The 16,482-nt window shown below is 50.7% G+C and carries 17 protein-coding genes; 5 read left to right on the top strand and 12 right to left on the bottom strand.

Going from position 1 to position 16,482, the window contains the following annotated elements; translation table 11 throughout:
• Positions 1 to 20 precede the first annotated feature (20 nt).
• A complete protein-coding gene (purN, locus tag C7A19_RS12565) occupies positions 21 to 656 on the bottom strand; it encodes a phosphoribosylglycinamide formyltransferase (protein ID WP_116645038.1) in 636 nt (211 codons plus the stop codon).
• Positions 653 to 1,696 carry a phosphoribosylformylglycinamidine cyclo-ligase gene (gene purM / locus C7A19_RS12560; RefSeq protein WP_116645037.1) on the bottom strand — a complete coding sequence of 348 codons (1,044 nt, stop codon included), beginning with the start codon at positions 1,694 to 1,696 and terminating at the stop codon, positions 653 to 655. Before purM ends, purN begins: the two co-directional genes overlap by 4 nt.
• Positions 1,697 to 1,880: 184 nt before the next feature.
• Here purM and upp point away from each other — a divergent pair, with 184 nt between their 5' ends.
• Positions 1,881 to 2,507: a uracil phosphoribosyltransferase gene (gene upp / locus C7A19_RS12555; RefSeq protein ID WP_046073769.1), complete on the top strand. Its 627-nt coding sequence runs from the start codon at positions 1,881 to 1,883 to the stop codon at positions 2,505 to 2,507.
• Positions 2,508 to 2,631: 124 nt separating this feature from the next.
• On the opposite strand, the gene dxs is transcribed toward upp, so the two are convergent.
• Genes dxs through xseB form a run of 3 tightly spaced genes read right to left on the bottom strand, consistent with a single transcriptional unit; the run spans position 2,632 to position 5,671 of the window.
• Positions 2,632 to 4,506 (bottom strand): 1-deoxy-D-xylulose-5-phosphate synthase, encoded by a 1,875-nt coding sequence (dxs, locus tag C7A19_RS12550; protein WP_116645036.1) that lies wholly within the window; start codon positions 4,504 to 4,506, stop codon positions 2,632 to 2,634.
• 27 nt (positions 4,507 to 4,533) lie between these two features.
• Positions 4,534 to 5,433, bottom strand: a complete 900-nt coding sequence (gene ispA / locus C7A19_RS12545; protein WP_116645035.1) for a (2E,6E)-farnesyl diphosphate synthase — start codon at positions 5,431 to 5,433, stop codon at positions 4,534 to 4,536.
• Positions 5,426 to 5,671: an exodeoxyribonuclease VII small subunit gene (gene xseB / locus C7A19_RS12540; RefSeq protein WP_069361156.1), complete on the bottom strand. Its 246-nt coding sequence runs from the start codon at positions 5,669 to 5,671 to the stop codon at positions 5,426 to 5,428. Before xseB ends, ispA begins: the two co-directional genes overlap by 8 nt.
• Positions 5,672 to 5,894: 223 nt before the next feature.
• Here xseB and pomA point away from each other — a divergent pair, with 223 nt between their 5' ends.
• The 3 genes from pomA to thiI all read left to right on the top strand — a co-directional run bounded on the left by pomA (position 5,895) and on the right by thiI (position 9,233).
• Positions 5,895 to 6,656, top strand: a complete 762-nt coding sequence (pomA, locus tag C7A19_RS12535; protein WP_077599607.1) for a flagellar motor protein PomA — start codon at positions 5,895 to 5,897, stop codon at positions 6,654 to 6,656.
• 44 nt (positions 6,657 to 6,700) lie between these two features.
• Positions 6,701 to 7,636: a flagellar motor protein MotB gene (locus tag C7A19_RS12530; protein WP_116645034.1), complete on the top strand. Its 936-nt coding sequence runs from the start codon at positions 6,701 to 6,703 to the stop codon at positions 7,634 to 7,636.
• Between the two features lie 148 nt (positions 7,637 to 7,784).
• Positions 7,785 to 9,233: a tRNA uracil 4-sulfurtransferase ThiI gene (thiI, locus tag C7A19_RS12525; RefSeq protein ID WP_116645033.1), complete on the top strand. Its 1,449-nt coding sequence runs from the start codon at positions 7,785 to 7,787 to the stop codon at positions 9,231 to 9,233.
• Positions 9,234 to 9,306: 73 nt separating this feature from the next.
• Here thiI and C7A19_RS12520 read toward each other — a convergent pair whose 3' ends face one another.
• From C7A19_RS12520 to C7A19_RS12490, 7 genes are all read right to left on the bottom strand, one after another.
• Positions 9,307 to 9,912 (bottom strand): DJ-1 family glyoxalase III, encoded by a 606-nt coding sequence (locus C7A19_RS12520; RefSeq protein ID WP_069361152.1) that lies wholly within the window; start codon positions 9,910 to 9,912, stop codon positions 9,307 to 9,309.
• Between the two features lie 9 nt (positions 9,913 to 9,921).
• Complete coding sequence (locus C7A19_RS12515) at positions 9,922 to 10,797, bottom strand: 2-dehydropantoate 2-reductase (RefSeq protein ID WP_116645032.1); 876 nt, start codon at positions 10,795 to 10,797, stop codon at positions 9,922 to 9,924.
• Positions 10,798 to 10,886: 89 nt separating this feature from the next.
• The gene (locus tag C7A19_RS12510; RefSeq protein ID WP_116645043.1) at positions 10,887 to 11,717 is read right to left on the bottom strand and encodes an outer membrane protein OmpK; all 831 of its coding nucleotides are present in this window, start codon (positions 11,715 to 11,717) and stop codon (positions 10,887 to 10,889) included.
• Between the two features lie 221 nt (positions 11,718 to 11,938).
• Positions 11,939 to 13,333 (bottom strand): MFS transporter, encoded by a 1,395-nt coding sequence (locus tag C7A19_RS12505; protein WP_069361149.1) that lies wholly within the window; start codon positions 13,331 to 13,333, stop codon positions 11,939 to 11,941.
• Between the two features lie 22 nt (positions 13,334 to 13,355).
• Positions 13,356 to 13,919: a peptidylprolyl isomerase gene (locus C7A19_RS12500; protein WP_235614307.1), complete on the bottom strand. Its 564-nt coding sequence runs from the start codon at positions 13,917 to 13,919 to the stop codon at positions 13,356 to 13,358.
• Positions 13,919 to 14,488: a YajG family lipoprotein gene (locus C7A19_RS12495; protein ID WP_069361147.1), complete on the bottom strand. Its 570-nt coding sequence runs from the start codon at positions 14,486 to 14,488 to the stop codon at positions 13,919 to 13,921. Before C7A19_RS12495 ends, C7A19_RS12500 begins: the two co-directional genes overlap by 1 nt.
• Positions 14,489 to 14,507: 19 nt before the next feature.
• Positions 14,508 to 15,650, bottom strand: coding sequence for a methyltransferase (locus C7A19_RS12490; RefSeq protein WP_077673482.1), 1,143 nt, complete (start codon positions 15,648 to 15,650; stop codon positions 14,508 to 14,510).
• A 175-nt stretch (positions 15,651 to 15,825) separates the two neighbouring features.
• Here C7A19_RS12490 and bolA point away from each other — a divergent pair, with 175 nt between their 5' ends.
• Positions 15,826 to 16,137, top strand: a complete 312-nt coding sequence (gene bolA / locus C7A19_RS12485) for a transcriptional regulator BolA (protein ID WP_069361145.1) — start codon at positions 15,826 to 15,828, stop codon at positions 16,135 to 16,137.
• The last annotated feature ends 345 nt before the right edge of the window (positions 16,138 to 16,482 follow it).

Genomic DNA, 16,482 nt, shown 5'->3' with positions numbered 1-16,482 from the left:
GTTGTCAGTGTCTGTGCAGGCTAGGCTTCTGCGGCGTAACCTGCTGGTCCAAGCGTTTGGCCATCAAGCCAAGCACTGTCCTCTGCCATCTTCAGTCGGCCATCGACAAACCATTTGACCACCAGTGGGTAGATCCTGTGCTCTTGTTGTTGGACGCGCGCGGCGACAGACTCTGCGTCGTCGTCCTCAAAAATAGGTACACGAGCTTGGAGTATCACGGGGCCACCGTCGAGCTCTTCAGTGACAAAATGCACCGATGTACCATGCTCGGTATCGCCAGCATCAATCGCACGCTGGTGGGTATGCAGTCCTGTGTACTTGGGGAGCAGGGAGGGGTGAATGTTGAGCATTCGCCCCGCATAGTGGGCAACGAAACCTGGGGTTAAAATACGCATAAAACCCGCCAGTACGACAAGGTCGGGCTGATAGGCATCTAGCGCTCGAATAAGCGCCGCATCATACTCTTCCCGGCTAGCATAATCGGTGTTGGCAACCGCTTGAGCCGGTATGCCTGCGTGTTCGGCTCGCGTCAGACCATACGCATCCGCTTTGTTAGCGACCACCGCCGCAATGTGTGCGTGTTGCTGGTGGACGTTATCAATCAATGCTTGCAAATTAGAACCGCTGCCGGAAATTAAGACGACAATGCGCTTCATGCTTTCAGCTCCACCTGTGCGTCGTCGCCCGTCGCGTGAGCAATATGGCCCAACTGCCAGGCGGTTTCGCCGGCTTGATTTAACAGGGCAATCGCTTTGTCGGCGTCTGCCTGAGGCAATGCAATCACAAGTCCCACTCCACAGTTAAAGGTGCGCAGCATTTCGTAGTCACTGACGTTGCCTTTTTCTTGCAACCAGTTAAACACAGCCGGCCATTGCCAACTGTTATTGTCGATCACCGCCTTGGTTCCATCGGGCAATACGCGGGGGATGTTCTCCCAAAAGCCGCCACCTGTGATATGAGAAATCGCGTGAACGGGGGGTTGCTCAAGCAGGGCCAATACGGATTTAACGTAAATGCGGGTCGGGGCGAGCAAGTGATCGATGAGTGGTAGGCCTTCTAAGTCGTCACTCAGGTTTGCTTGACTGACGTCGAGGATCTTGCGGATCAGTGAGTAGCCGTTTGAATGTGGGCCACTCGACGCAAGGCCAATCAAGGCGTCGCCATCGCTGACTTGGCTCCCATCTATGATGGCCGATTTCTCGGCAACACCGACACAAAAACCAGCCACATCGTAATCATCGCCGCTGTACATGCCTGGCATTTCTGCCGTCTCGCCACCGATAAGGGCGCAGCCTGCTTGCTGGCAGCCTTGTGCGATGCCGGTCACAACGTCGGCGGCGACGTCAACATCTAATTTACCTGTTGCATAGTAGTCGAGGAAAAAGAGAGGCTCAGCACCTTGTACGATCAGATCGTTAACGCACATTGCAACCAGATCGATGCCGATCGTATCGTGTTTATTGGCATCCAGAGCCAAGCGTAGTTTGGTACCCACGCCGTCTGTGCCAGAGACCAATACCGGTTCTTTGTATTTAGTGGGCAATGAACAAAGCGCGCCAAAGCCCCCTAGGCCTCCCATGACTTCGGGACGGTGCGTTTGTTTTACTACCCCTTTAATGCGGTCGACTAGTGCGTTACCCGCGTCGATATCGACGCCAGCGTCCTTATAGCTAAGAGATGATTGTTTACCGCTCACTGCAATTCCTCGCCGGAGTTGGAAGTCAAAAGTCGGCGCTATTCTATCAGTGCATTCAGAGAAAGGAAAACGTTTGCGTCAGCGGTTTGGTGAGAATCTGGGCGATATGTCGAGCCCTAGGCCTACGCTAGCAAAAACGTTTCATGTATACTAGCGAGAATTTGTTTTTTGTAAGGAGTCTAAGATGAAGGTCGTGGAAGTAAGGCACCCGTTAGTCAAACATAAAATCGGCTTGATGCGCGAGCGAGATATTAGCACCAAACGGTTTCGCGAGCTTGCCACCGAAGTCGGCAGTCTGCTGACTTATGAAGCCACCTCTGACTTCGATACAGAAACAGTGACGATTGATGGCTGGGACGGCCCGGTTAATGTCGATCAAATCAAAGGAAAAAAAGTCACCGTGGTGCCTATTTTGCGTGCTGGGTTGGGTATGATGGATGGGGTGCTTGAACACGTCCCAGGGGCTCGCATCAGTGTCGTCGGTGTGTATCGCGATGAAGAAACGCTCGAGCCTGTGCCGTATTTTCATAAGTTGGCGAGCAATATCGATGAGCGCATGGCCTTGGTTGTCGACCCTATGCTGGCCACCGGTGGCTCGATGATTGCGACTATCGATTTGCTCAAAGAGCAGGGCTGTCAGCAGATCAAAGTCTTGGTATTGGTCTCTGCCCCAGAAGGGATTGAGGCATTGAAAAAAGCGCATCCGGATATTGAGCTATACACAGCAGCGATTGACGAAAAGCTGGATGACAAAGGCTACATTGTCCCCGGTCTTGGCGATGCGGGAGATAAGATCTTTGGCACTAAGTAAAGTTATCGCTATGGCGCTGATGGTTATCTCAACCGTGCGATAAAGCATGAAAAAACCCGCTTATATAGGCGGGTTTCTTTATATCCTTAGATAGCGCCTGGCTAGCGGTTTAAAAGCGACGCCTCTACTCAGCTAACTTAGCCAAATAGCGCTGGATTTGCGCCTTAATGCCGGGACTATCAAGCTCAAGCTCGGCGTGCATTTCTTGTTGGGTGCCTTGGGAGATAAAGCGATCGGGGAGGCCGATTTGCAGCACCGGCTTGATAACCCCATGGCGCATCATGGCTTCAATCACGCCAGAGCCCGCTCCGCCGGCGATCGCATTTTCCTCTATCGTCACGAGGTAGTCATGCGTGTTGGCCATTTCAAGCAGCAATGCTTCATCCAGTGGTTTGGCAAAGCGCATATCAACCAAGGTGGCATCCAGCGCTTCAGCCGCGTCTAGCGCATGAGGCAACAAGGTGCCAAAGTTAAGCATCGCTACCCGCGTTCCCTGGCGTTTGATCACGCCTTTGCCAAGCGGCATCGCTTGCATCGTCTGTTCAATCTCTGCCCCGATACCACTGCCGCGAGGGTAGCGTACCGCCGCTGGCCCATTATGAATATGGCCGGTATATAGCATTTGACGGCACTCGTTTTCGTCACTTGGCGTCATCACGACCAAGTTGGGAACACAACGTAAATAGCTTAAATCAAAAGCCCCTTGGTGAGTTTGGCCATCCGCGCCAACAATCCCGCCACGATCAATGGCAAACAGCACTGGTAAGTTCATAATTGCCACGTCGTGGATGAGTTGGTCATACGCGCGTTGTAAGAAAGTTGAATAAATGGCAACGACTGGGTGGTAAGTACCGATTGCCATGCCAGCGGCCAGTGTGACCGAGTGCTGCTCGGCGATGGCAACATCAAAGTACTTGTCTGGGTGAGCTTTCGAAAAGCGCACCATCCCCGAGCCTTCGCGCATTGCAGGGGTAATGGCGAGAAGTTTGTCGTCTTGCGCCGCCATGTCACATAGCCAGTCACCGAACACATTGGAGAACGTTGGGCTAGTTGGCTTGGATTTAGGCAGTGTGTGCACACTGGGATCAAACTTAGGCACGGCATGGTACCCAATCGGATCTTTTTCCGCCGGTTCATAGCCTTTGCCTTTTTTGGTCATCACGTGCAGAAACTGCGGCCCTTTTAAGTGGCGCATGTTCTTGAGGGTTTTGACCAGCTCTTCGACGTCGTGACCATCAATCGGGCCGATGTAGTTAAAGCCCAGCTCTTCAAACATGGTGCCTGGGACAACCATGCCTTTGAGGTGTTCTTCCGCGCGACGCACCAACTCTTTGATTGGCGGCGCGCCTGATAAGACTTTCTTACCGCCTTCACGAATACTGGTGTAGACATTACCAGAGAGGAGTTGGGCAAAATGGTTATTCATCGCGCCAACATTTTCAGAAATCGACATCTCGTTGTCGTTAAGCACCACCAGCATGTCGGGCTTGACATCGCCGGCATGGTTCATGGCTTCAAACGCCATCCCAGCGGTGATCGCCCCGTCGCCAATCACGCTAACCACACGCCGGTTATGGCCTTCCTTTTGTGCGCTGATGGCCATGCCTAGCGCGGCACTGATGGATGTGGAGGAGTGGCCAACGGACAGCACATCGTAAGGGCTTTCTCCTCGCCACGGAAAGGGATGTAAACCATCTTTTTTCCGGATCGTTTGCATGCGCTCACGTCGTCCGGTCAGGATCTTGTGAGGATACGCCTGATGACCCACATCCCATACTAAATGATCGAACGGGGTGTTATAGACATAATGTAGCGCCACCGTCAGCTCCACGGTGCCAAGTCCAGACGCGAAATGGCCACTTGAATGACTGACTGTGTTGAGTAAGTAGGTCCGTAACTCCTCACAAAGCTGCGGCAGGTGATCGCGTGGTAAGGTACGCAACTCTTCGGGCGTATCAGCAAGAGCGAGAGTCGGGTATTTTGATATATCCAGTGTCATAATGGTTCGGCGCTTTTATTAATCATGCTAGTTGTTGCGCTCGATGATATATCGGGCAAAAACTTCCAGTTGTTCGGTATTGTAGGGGATTGCCTCCAAGGCGTGTAGTGCTTCTTGGTAAAGTTGCTCGGCTTTTTCCTGCGCGCCAGCGAGCCCCAGTAGTGCTGGGTAGGTGCTTTTATCGGCGTTCACATCTGATCCCTGCGGTTTCCCGAGTGTTTGCGTGTCACTGGTAATGTCCAAAATATCGTCCTGCACTTGAAACGCGAGACCGATGGCGTCAGCAAAACGCTCAAGTTCATGCAAATGGATGACACCTGCCTCGCCGGCTGCATAAGCGCCGAGTTTTACCGCCCCTTTGATCAGCGCTCCCGTTTTATTGTGGTGAATGCGTTTAAGGGCTTCAAGATCAACGGCACGTCCTTCGGCGGCCAAATCCAATGATTGTCCTAAACACATACCCGCTGCCCCGCTGGCCGCGGCCAAGGTTTTCACCATGTCTATACGGTAAGGTTCGGCCGCTGGATTGAGTGCGCCTTCAGCCAACACGGTAAAGGCCAGTGTTTGTAGCGCGTCACCGGCCAAAATCGCGGTGGCTTCATCGAAGGCAACATGACAGGTTGGCTGCCCGCGTCGCAAGCTGTCGTTATCCATGGCGGGTAGATCGTCGTGAATCAACGAGTAGGCATGAATGCACTCCACCGCGACAGCCGGTGTATCAATTTGCCCAAGTGACACGCCAAACAGCTGTCCTGTGGCATAGGTTAGAAAGGGACGAATGCGTTTGCCCCCCAAGAGCAAACCATGGCGCATTGCCTGAATAAGCGGTTGATCTTGGGAGGATAAAGTATCGAGCCACGCTTCGAGTTGTTGATTGCTTCGGGTTTGCGTTTCGCGCAGCGCATCGTGTACAACAGTGTTAATCATCGTCTTGAGGAGAAAACTCAGTCAGTGGCCCATCATCTTCTTGCGAGAGCAAGATCTCGACGCGTTGCTCGGCGTCAGCAAGGGTTTTCTGCCCTTGACGAGTGAGTGCGATGCCGCGCTCAAAACGTTTCATTGCGGTGTCGAGAGGAAGTTCGCCGGATTCGAGCGCGCCGACAATGGTATCTAACTCTTTGAGCGTGTCCTCAAAGGTCATATTTTCTGGTTTCTTCACAGCCATGATGCCATAAAATTAAAATAGAGAGGCTAGACGGTAACGCAGTGGCCACAGGCGGTCAAACCACTCTATGTGTTTTTGTGTGCTTGGCGCCACCACCGTAAAAGGCATGTTATCCTTGTTGGTATCTGCGTATTTACGCTAAACCTATAGGGTTGGTTGCCGATATAACCAATACCCTAAAAAATGAAAAACAATGACTTGACGTAATTTAAGGGAGACTGACGTGGATATAGCGACGGTGCTAGGCCTTATAGGAGCATTAGCCTTTATTGCGATGGCGATGCTACTGGGCGGTAATTTTGGAATGTATGTCGATCTACCGTCGGTATTGATTGTATTCGGCGGTAGCCTTTTCGTTGTTCTTATGCAATATCCGATGAAACAGTTCTTCTCCTCATTCAAAATTGCGGGCAAGGCTTTTATGTTCAAAGCAGATGACCCGGAAGATTTGATTGCCAAGATTATTGAGATGGCCGATGCGGCGCGTAAAGGCGGGTTTCTCGCTCTCGAAGAAATGGAAGTGACTAACTCGTTTATGCAAAAAGGCGTAGACTTGCTCGTTGACGGCCATGATGCGGATGTGGTGCGAACGGCACTAAATAAAGACATTTCGCTCACTGACGAGCGTCACGAGAGTGGCATTGGCTTTTTCAAAGCGATGGCGGATATCGGCCCTGCTATGGGGATGATCGGGACCTTGATCGGCTTAGTGGCCATGTTGTCGAATATGGATGACCCGAAAGCGATCGGGCCAGCGATGGCGGTGGCGTTGTTAACCACTATGTATGGCGCATTACTAGCGAATGTGTTTGCCATTCCTATCGCGAATAAGCTGACGTTGCGGAAAGAGCAAGAAAAACTGAATCGGCGACTAATAACGGACGGCTTACTCTCAATTCAGGATGGACAAAATCCAAGAGTGATTGATGGTTTTTTGAAAAACTATCTCAATGAGAAAAAACGTGAAGTAGATGTTGAGAGTTAATCATTAATTATCAACACTGTTATAGTCTGCGGTAAGGAATCGAGATGGCACAACAAGAAGAAGAGGAATGTAAATGCCCGCCCCCCGGTTTACCGCCGTGGATGGGGACGTTTGCGGATTTAATGTCGTTGCTTGTTGCATTTTTCGTCCTTCTGTTGTCCTTTTCAGAAATGGATGTGCTTAAGTTTAAGCAAATTGCAGGGTCAATGAAGTTCGCTTTTGGGGTACAAAATGTGCTCGAGGTGAAAGACATTCCTAAAGGAACCAGTGTGATCGCGCAAGAGTTTCGTCCGGGTCGTCCTGAGCCGACGCCGATTGAAGTGATCATGCAACAAACCATTGATATGACGCAGCGCACCTTGGATTTTCAAGAGGGCGAGGATGATCGGTCCGGCGGCTCGCAACGCAACACGTCAGATAAGGAAGGCGGCACCAGTGCCCAAGTGGCATCACAATTGGAGCAGCAGAGAATGCAGCAGCAACTTGAGCAGCTGCAAAAGGCGTTGATGCAAGCGTTGCAACGCGAAATCGATGAGGGGGCGGTCGAGGTCGAGAACTTAGGGCAACAGTTGGTGATAAGGATCCGAGAAAAGGGCGCTTTCCCACAAAACTCTGCGTTTCTTCAACCCAAGTTCCGCCCCATGGTGCGTCAAATTGCGCAGTTGGTAAAAGATGTGCCGGGGGAAATCAAGGTCTCAGGGCATACCGATAGCACACCTTTGGAGTCGGAGCTTTATCGATCGAACTGGGATCTTTCGGCACAGCGTGCGGTGTCAGTGGCGCAGGAGATGGAAAAAGTCCCTGGTTTTAACCATTTACGTATGAAAGTGGAAGGACTAGCGGATACCAAGCCGCGTGCGCCGAACAATTCTCCGGAAAACCGTGCGTCAAACCGGCGTGTGGAAATCGCTGTGATACAAGGAAAACCCACCTTCTCGGATGAAATCTCTAGCGAGAATGCGCCACAAAACGCACCTTAGTCCTGTCTCTCGGCGATAACTGATTGTGGGTAAAGACAAGTTATCGCCGAGCACTTCCTCTTTCTTCAGACGTGAAAATAGCCGGTTTCAGCGGCAGCCTGGTTATTGTATAATCCGCGGCTTTGTTCCCAGCTGTATCGAACCGGTTATGAAGTTTATCGTTAAAATTCACCCTGAGGTGATCGTCAAAAGTGAGTCAGTAAGAAAGCGTTTTACAAAAATCCTCGAATGCAATATTCGTAATATTTTAAAGCGTCGAACTGATAATACGGCGGTATATAACCGTCGGGATCACATTGAGGTGACGTTAAAACAACCTAACGAGCGCCAACTGGTTCTGGATGTGTTAACCAACACACCAGGGGTCCAAACCGTGCTTGAGGTTGAGCAAACCCTGTTTAACGATTTACACCATATCTATGAGCTTACTTTGGCCGGTGTGCGTCACCAAATCGAAGGGAAGACCTTTTGTGTGCGCGCTAAGCGTCGTGGGCAGCATGACTTTACCTCTATCGATCTTGAGCGCTATGTCGGTGGTGGACTAAACCAAGCCGTGCCGTCGGCCAGTGTGCAACTGAAAAAACCGGATGTCACCGTGATGATGGAAGTCGATCACGACAAGCTCAACGTGGTGAAACATCGTCATGCAGGTCTAGGGGGCTTCCCACTCGGTACACAAGAAGATGTATTGAGCTTGATCTCTGGCGGGTTCGATTCAGGCGTTTCCAGTTATTTGCACATTAAACGTGGCAGTAAAGTGCATTACTGCTTCTTTAACCTGGGCGGCAAATCGCATGAAACAGGTGTGCAGCAGGTGTCTCATTACCTTTGGAATAAATTTGGCTCGTCGGCCAAAGTGAAGTTTATTTCGATTGATTTTGAGCCAGTCGTCAACAGCATCTTGGAAAACGTTGATAACGCGCAAATGGGCGTGGTGCTGAAGCGTATGTTTATGCGGGCGGCGGCCATGGTGGCAAAACGGTTTGGTATTCAAGCACTGGTGACCGGCGAGGCGTTGGGGCAGGTGTCGAGCCAAACGCTCACCAATCTGCGTATGATTGATAACGTCACCGATAGCTTGATCTTGCGCCCACTAATTAACTGGGACAAAGAAGACATTATTCAAACGGCGCGTAAAATTGGCACAGAAGATTTCGCTAAAACCATGCCTGAGTATTGTGGCGTGATTTCCAAAAAGCCAACGGTGAAAGCGGAAAAAGCCAAGCTTGAACACGAAGAAGCCAAGTTTGATTTTCGTCTGCTTGAGCAAGTGGTCGACAACGCGACTGTGATGGATATCCGTGATATCGAAGCCTTGAGCCAAGAAAAAGCGCCGGAAGCGGAGCTGGTTAAGGAGGTTGAGAAAGGCGCAGTGGTGCTGGATATCCGCAGTCGAGAAGAGCAAGAAGATAAGCCGCTTGAGATTGAAGGCGTTGATGTGGTGCACATTCCTTTCTTCAAATTGGCGACCCAGTTTGGCGACCTTGACCAAACGAAAACCTATTTGCTCTATTGCGAGCGAGGGGTAATGAGTCGCTTGCAAGCGCTGTATCTCAAAGATATGGGCTTTGACAACGTGAAAGTGTATCGGGTGTAGGCCTAGTGGCTTACCGCAGTAAGACAACAGGCAGCCATTTGGCTGCCTGTTTGCGTTTAAGCCTCGTGCAAATCTAGCCTTCTGTAAACTTTTTCTCATAGTGCAGTTGAGGCAGGGGCATCATTGGCTCCGCCACTTGCCAGGCCAAGGCTTTGCCGCCAAGCACGTGAACGACTTCGATCGCGAACTCCATTGCCGAACCTGGCCCCTGGCTGGTAATCAAACGATGGTCATAGTCGGTCATCACGCGGCGGCGGCTTAGCCATTGCGCTGGGATCTGATCGCTAACGCTGGGGTGACAGCTCATGTGTGACTGCGGGAATAGCTGGTGGCGTTGTAGCACTAACGCCGGTGCGGCACAAATGGCAGCCACCCACGCATTGTCACTCTGCTGCTGCTTGATGATCTCGGTGATCAGGTTACTTTCTCCTAAGCACTGGGCGCCCTCGATACCACCGGGTAAGATCACACAGTCAAAAGGCTGGTCGGCGACTGTTGCCAGTGCTGCGTCGCAAACTAGCTTGACGCCACGTGAACAGGTTAGCGTGAGCTCGCCTTCGGGATCGGCGCTGGCCACGATGACATTGAAGCCGGCACGTTTCATCACATCAATGGCAGTCACGGCTTCCATTTCTTCTGTGCCATTGGCCATACAAATCAGGATGCGTTTATCACTCATGATGATTCCTTATCTCTCCACTTGTTGAACGGCTTGGTGTAGCTGCTGGTGGTGTGGGGTTGAAATCTGGTGTGCTAGGGCGCGTTGCAGCACATAGCCCGTAATATACGCCAGCTCGGTCGGGCGACGGTAAAATACATCGCGATTCATTGAAGAGTAGTTGTCTGCGGTTGCCTTGGCGACCGTTTCCACACGTTGACGTACTTCGGTAGCCGAGGCAAGGATCCGCTCCGCCCGCATTACAGTGGCTAATTCTTGGCATAGCGCATCAATGATTGGCGCATAGTCTCGTTTGAGCAATTCACCGTTTTTTATCCCATGTAAGGCGGTAAGCGGGTTGATGACACTATTGACCGCCAGTTTATACCACAGCGATTCCAGGATCTCGCTCTGCCAGGTTGCTGCCGGTAGAGCATGATCCAAGACATCGGCGAGAAACTGACAGGCTTCACCGGCTTGGTTACCTGCCCCGAGCGCTGTGGGCCCATTGCCCGTGTGCTTATACTCGCCTGTTTCCGCGCGAAACACGCCTTGTGAGGTGGTTGCGAGTAGCAGCGGCTGGCTGGCAGGTAGGGAATCAATGAGCCATTGGTGAGGTCCCATGCCGTTATGCATCAGCATTACCATGGTTTCCGGCTCAAGGTGGGCAAAGCACGGGGTTAAGGCGGCTTGTACGTCATAGGCTTTGGTGCAAACCAGCCAAAGATCACTATAACGCAGTAAGTCTGGTTGGTTGGCGGGCAAAGTAAGGGAGGTATCGTCAAGGTTCAGCGCCCGCTTATCAGCGCCATCGCGCGTGATAAGATGAACGTGATGACCCGCTTGGCTTAATTTGACCGCCCATAAGGTGCCGATCGCACCTGCGCCTATCAAGGTGATCCGCATGACACTTGCCTATCGATGAAAAGGCCAGTGTATCATAGACAATATAAGGCGGGGAGGACAGCGCCGGCAGGGACCGGCGCTGGATAAGATTAGAATTTGTAGGTCGCGCTAAGGTAGTGAGAAATTCCTGAGCTTTCAAGGTCTGTCGGGCCCTTATCTTCAATCAGATAGACGTCATTGTAAGCCTTGAGGCCATATCCGAGGGCGTAGTTATCTGAGTGCCAGTATAGGCCGTTAAACATCGCACCGCCGTGGGTCGCTTGGCTATTGCCTTTAAAGGTATCGTCGGCACCGAATTGGTAGTCGATATAACCTTGGTAAGACAGGAAGCTACCGTTGTCGAAAAAGTGGAAAGGTTTAAACCAGTTGGTCGAGAACTGATAGCCATTCCAATCTTTGTTATTGATATCATACAAACTATAGAGGTTCATGCCCACTTTGCCAAACCAAGGCAGCTCGACATCGGCACCGACACCCCAGAATGAGTTGTTAGTACTATCAAATGGCTTCCCATTACCACCTCCCCAGTTAAATAAGGTCGAGAAGTAGACTTCTTGTACAGGGCCAAACGACAAATCCTGCCCGGTGATGCCATCAATTGAGAAGCGCGGTGCTAACTTCATAAAGGTTTTATCTGCACCTTTTTTGTTGTTGTTATCACTGTCGTCTTCAGCAAGGTCAAAAATATCCACATAACCATAGAGATCGACCACGCCTTTACGGCCGCCAAACTCCATTTCTAGATAGTTATGACTGTTATCGTTTCCAGCCGGTTGTGGCTTTTCGTTAATGGCATACATGGCATTAAACTGAAGCCATTTGTGATCATTTTTGTAAATGTCATCTGAGTAATCGGCGGCGTTAGCAACGGATGCGCTGCTAGCGGCGATAACGGCAAGTGCGAGTAGGGATTTTTTCATAGTGACTGCCTCTGCTGGGTCTTGTTGTTGCGCAGTGCGCATGGGACAGAGGCAGTATATTGATTAAGTTCACGATAAAGAATGTAATAAACATAGACACAAAAATAGGCTGTGATCAGAGGCGGTTTGTAAAGGGTTGCATGACAGTTTTATGTGATCTTTGTTACTTAATAAGTCACAGCGGCGCGCAAAATTTTGCACTCCACTGTGATATGTCAGGGTTAGTCGCGACGAGAATCTAGGCAGTGTCTAGCATGCTTATCATTTTGTGACGGCGGTTGGCGAAACTGTCTGCCAATGTAGATCAGCATGACTAGTCCTGGGATCACCATTAATGCGGTTATTACGAAAAATGTTGACCAGCTATCGAGCCAGTCGACCATCATGCCACTAAACGATGCAACCGTGGTGCGGCCTAAGTTCCCCAAAGACGCGAGTAGCGCATATTGAGTGGCCGAGAATGCACGGCCGGTCAAGAAGGTTAAAAAGGAGACAAACGCAATAGTGGCAAAAGCCGAGGTAAAGTTGTCTACCAGGATGGCCCCCAATAGCAGGTGCTCGTTGGGGCCGACCATGGCAATCCAGGCGAACATAAGGTTGCTGGATGCCATGGCGACCCCACCAATAAACAGCCCTTTAATCACGCCAAAGCGCAGGTTGATGTAGCTGCCTATTAAGGTGTAAACCACGGTGAGCCCCCAGCCGACTAGCTTGGAGTAATACCCAATTTGCTCATTGGTAAAGCCAACATCTTTGTAAAACACGATCGACATGCGACCGAGAAAGGCTTCGCCCAGTTTAAACAAAAACACAAATAACAGCAGCGTAAGGGCTACCTTAATCCCGTTGCGACGAAAGAACTCGGCAAAAGGTTCCACCACCGTCACGGCAAACCAGGCTTGGAAGCCACTGTAGCCTTGGTTGAGGTAATGTTTGGTGGCCTTGTCTTGGCGCTGTTCCCGATCACTGGCAGGCTCTTTGACATACAGGGTGGCGAGAATCATTAAGCCGACAAATCCGGCCATAATCACATAAACTTGGTTCCACCCGATGGCATCGGCATTGATAAAGCCGATATAGCCAGGCACAGAATAGCCTGTCCACCAACCAATGACCGACATCGCCGAGGCGAGCGGGAACTTCTCGGTTTCGTGCTCGGCGAAGTTATCGATACGGAAGGCATCAATGGCTATGTCTTGTGTGGCCGACGCGAGGGCGATAGAAAAAATCAATGACGAAAGGACAAGGGTGGTGATCCAGGGATCAATCGCTTGCAGGCCTTGCATGTTAACGCGAGACAAGGCCAAGGTGGCGACAAGCATCAGTGATTGTGTCACCACAATCCAGCTACGACGATGGCCAAGCTTTTCATTCAGTACCGGGATCTTAAGCCTATCCAGCAGGGGGGCCCACAAAAAGTTAACGGCGTAAAGCACGAACACTGAGCCAAAAAGGCCAATAGCCGTGCGCGATAACCCCTCATCGGCCAGCCAACCATTTAAGTTGGAGCCAATTAATACCCAAGGGAAACCACTACAGCACCCCATTAAAAAAACAAAGAGCAGGCGACGGTCGGCGTAGGCCGCCAAGGTCGTTTTTAGCTTGGATGACTGCATAATAAGGTGGCCTACTTAAAGACTAGGGGGTTGAGACACGATTGATAGCAGTAATAATAATCGGTTGTTGCGGCACATCCTGCATCCGTTTGCTGGGGATAGTAACGGTTGGCTGCTGGGTGATGGTCAGGATAGTGTTAAACCCTTCCACGACGCGGCCAAACACCGTGTACCCCAGCTTATTGGGGGTTGCATCTAAGAAACCATTATCACTGACATTGATGTAGAACTGGCGGGTGGCAGAGTCCGGGTCTTGGGTTCTGGCCATCGCAATGGTAGCACGACGGTTATGTAGGCCATTACGTGATTCATTATCAACAGGTTCATACGTGGGGCGACGATTGAGGTCTTGATCAAATCCGCCTCCTTGCACCACAAAACGTGGGATCACCCGATGAAATTGAGTGCCGACATAGCTGCCGTCATCGACATAGCGTAAAAAATTGCTGACAGTCTTGGGAGCTTTATCCTCATTAAGTTGCAAGACAAAGTCTCCCTGGGTCGTTTCAACAGCGACCATCACCCTAGCTTGCACTGGCGCCACCACCAGTGCAAGTATCCCTAAAAGTGCCCATATTTTCATGATCAAAAGTGCGCTTTCATGTGATCAAGTAGCTGCTCATCGTTGGCAATGTCTTGCAAGACAGCTTCTAGCAGGTTGTTTAATGCCATTTCGATATCGTCGGGCGAAGCGCTGCTAACGCCGCTCTGGGTTGATTTGCCGGTGTAACGTTTTACAAAGCGACCATCCGGCGATTCAGCGACTAGCTGCAGTTGCACTGACGCTTCCATATCGTGCTTGAATACCGTGTGCTTAACACGAACTAAGGCGTCAAGAATGTCGAGGCGGAGCATGCCCGGGCCATTTGCGACGACACGGAACCCTTGTGCTGAAAGCTGGCGTGAGAGGGTATCTTCAAGGACAACGCGCAAGTTTTGGGTGGCATGCAGCGGCTTAACATTGGAGCGACCGCTATCAATCACCGCAACGAACTGAGCTGTCCGTAAGTCCTTACTCTTTACCACCACAGGAAGGTTGTTGACCTGCTGCTGATTGGATGACGCTGGAGACGGTGCAATGGTTAGTTGTGGCTCGCGAGGTGTTGAGCAGCCCGCTAGGACTAACACAGCGGCGGCAATAATCAGTTTCTTCATGGGGTTCAGCATCCTTTTGTTAAAATTGGGCGTTGACTGCCTTGAGAATAACGAATTTTTTATTTGACGCAACGACAGTCACGTTACCAAAAAGACGTTTTAGCTTAGTATGATAGCCAAGATGACGATTGCCAATCACTAAAAGCGTGCCATTCGTGGTCAGAACACGTTTTGCGTCACAAAACATTTGCCAAGCAATGTGATCAGTGATGGTTTGTTGCTGGTGAAAGGGCGGGTTACACAACACAAGATCAATATCTGTGTGGTTAAAATCGGTCAAGCAATCTCGTGCTTCACATTGGAAACGTTGTGAGTCAATACCATGGCTTTCAAGGTTGTGTTGGGCACTGGCGACGGCCATATGGCTCTCGTCGACCGCATAAATGTATGCCTTTGGGTTGTTACGTGCCGCCTGCAGGGCAAGCACACCATTCCCACAACCTAAATCCAGAATATTTTTTTCTTCGTCCGAGCTTGGGATTTGCGGAAGCATTAAGTAAGCCGCGATATCCAGCTTTTTGGCGGAAAACACATTGGGCCAATTAGCCAAGCGCATGGAAAACTCAGGCACATCGACATAGCTAAGTGGCTCGGTGGGCTGTTGGGGGAGGGCGTTAGCGGTAGAAAAAATCAAGCGCGCTTTTTTCTTTGCCAACGAGGTGGTGGTTGCCCCAAGCCAGTGCTCAAACTGATTCAGCGTAGAGGTATGGATCGCTTTTGCCTTGTCTCCGGCGAGGATGCGTGTGGCCGGTGTCGTTACAGACGCCAGTTGCTGGAGCTGCCATGCCAACATTTTGCTGCTTTTAGGCACTCGCATGATCACCGCATCAAACTGTTTAGGCAGTGGTTCCGTACTCTTAAGCAGCGTAATGTCTGGAAGCTGGTTTTGGCGAAGGTTCGCGAGGGTCGCTTGCTGTGACACCACAGAATCGCTGATTTGAATGACGTCATAGCCTTGCGAGCATGCCCAACAACTCAACGCGCCAAATTGATCATTGAGAATTAAAACCCGATTGCCTGCCTCAAGTTGCCAGGTGTTGGCGTGCTCAATGATATATTCATCGGCTGCATCAAAGGCTTGAAGCGTTTCATTTTTTCGGCGCGGGTAGCGGTGTAGTGTCAGGGGAGATTCGTCGCTTGAGATTACAAGTTCTGTTTTCATGGGAGCGTTTGCGTCAGAGGTCACTGACTGCGTATATTGTCGCACTCACACCACAACTGCAATTCAAACTCGATGGGTATGCCATCAATGATGGCGTGATCAGGCTATTGAATTCGCAATTTTATCGATAACGACTAAAATCTGGGCAACTTGCCCTTGATAGATTGGGGAAGCCATGAAAATTCAAACGCAAATTACAGAGAAACTGACACAGGCTTTTGCGCCCGTTCATCTTGATGTTCGCAATGAAAGCGATATGCACAATGTACCAGAAGGGTCAGAGAGCCATTTCAAGGTTGTCGTGGTGTCAGATGAGTTTGCAGGTAAGCGTTTAATACAGCGGCATCGTGCGATCAATACCACCTTGGCGGACGAGCTTGCCAATGATATTCATGCATTGGCTATCCATACTTACACCCCAGAAGAGTGGCAAGAGCAGGCAAATGCGCCAGACTCGCCAGCCTGTCGCGGGGGTGGTGTAAAATAAGGGTGAGCCAATATGCTTAGGCGTGTTGATTCTTCACGTTATGGCAACAAATTCTTACATAAAGTCGCTGGTGGGGTGGGTATTAACGCGGCGCTTGGCGCACCACGCGAACAGCGTGGGGTCGGTGACCGTCACCTTAAGATGAGCAAAAAAACAACAGTAAAACTGTGAGCTTACAACGAGCATTGTTTGCACAGGTATGCATAATTGCCACGCCCTAGTGACAATACCCATAGAATCAATACTGGGGTTAGTGATAGAATGCCGTGCTTAAAGACTAACCTAGGCTACCTTTGTGTAACGTCATGGTTAGCAGGATGTTGCGACGGTGCGCCCTCAGGCCAC

Source organism: Salinivibrio sp. HTSP (genome assembly GCF_003390965.1).
In the GTDB taxonomy this organism is placed as follows: domain Bacteria; phylum Pseudomonadota; class Gammaproteobacteria; order Enterobacterales; family Vibrionaceae; genus Salinivibrio; species Salinivibrio kushneri.
The sequence above is the reverse complement of the archived record's forward strand: the minus strand, read 5'-3'. Positions and strand labels throughout refer to the sequence as shown.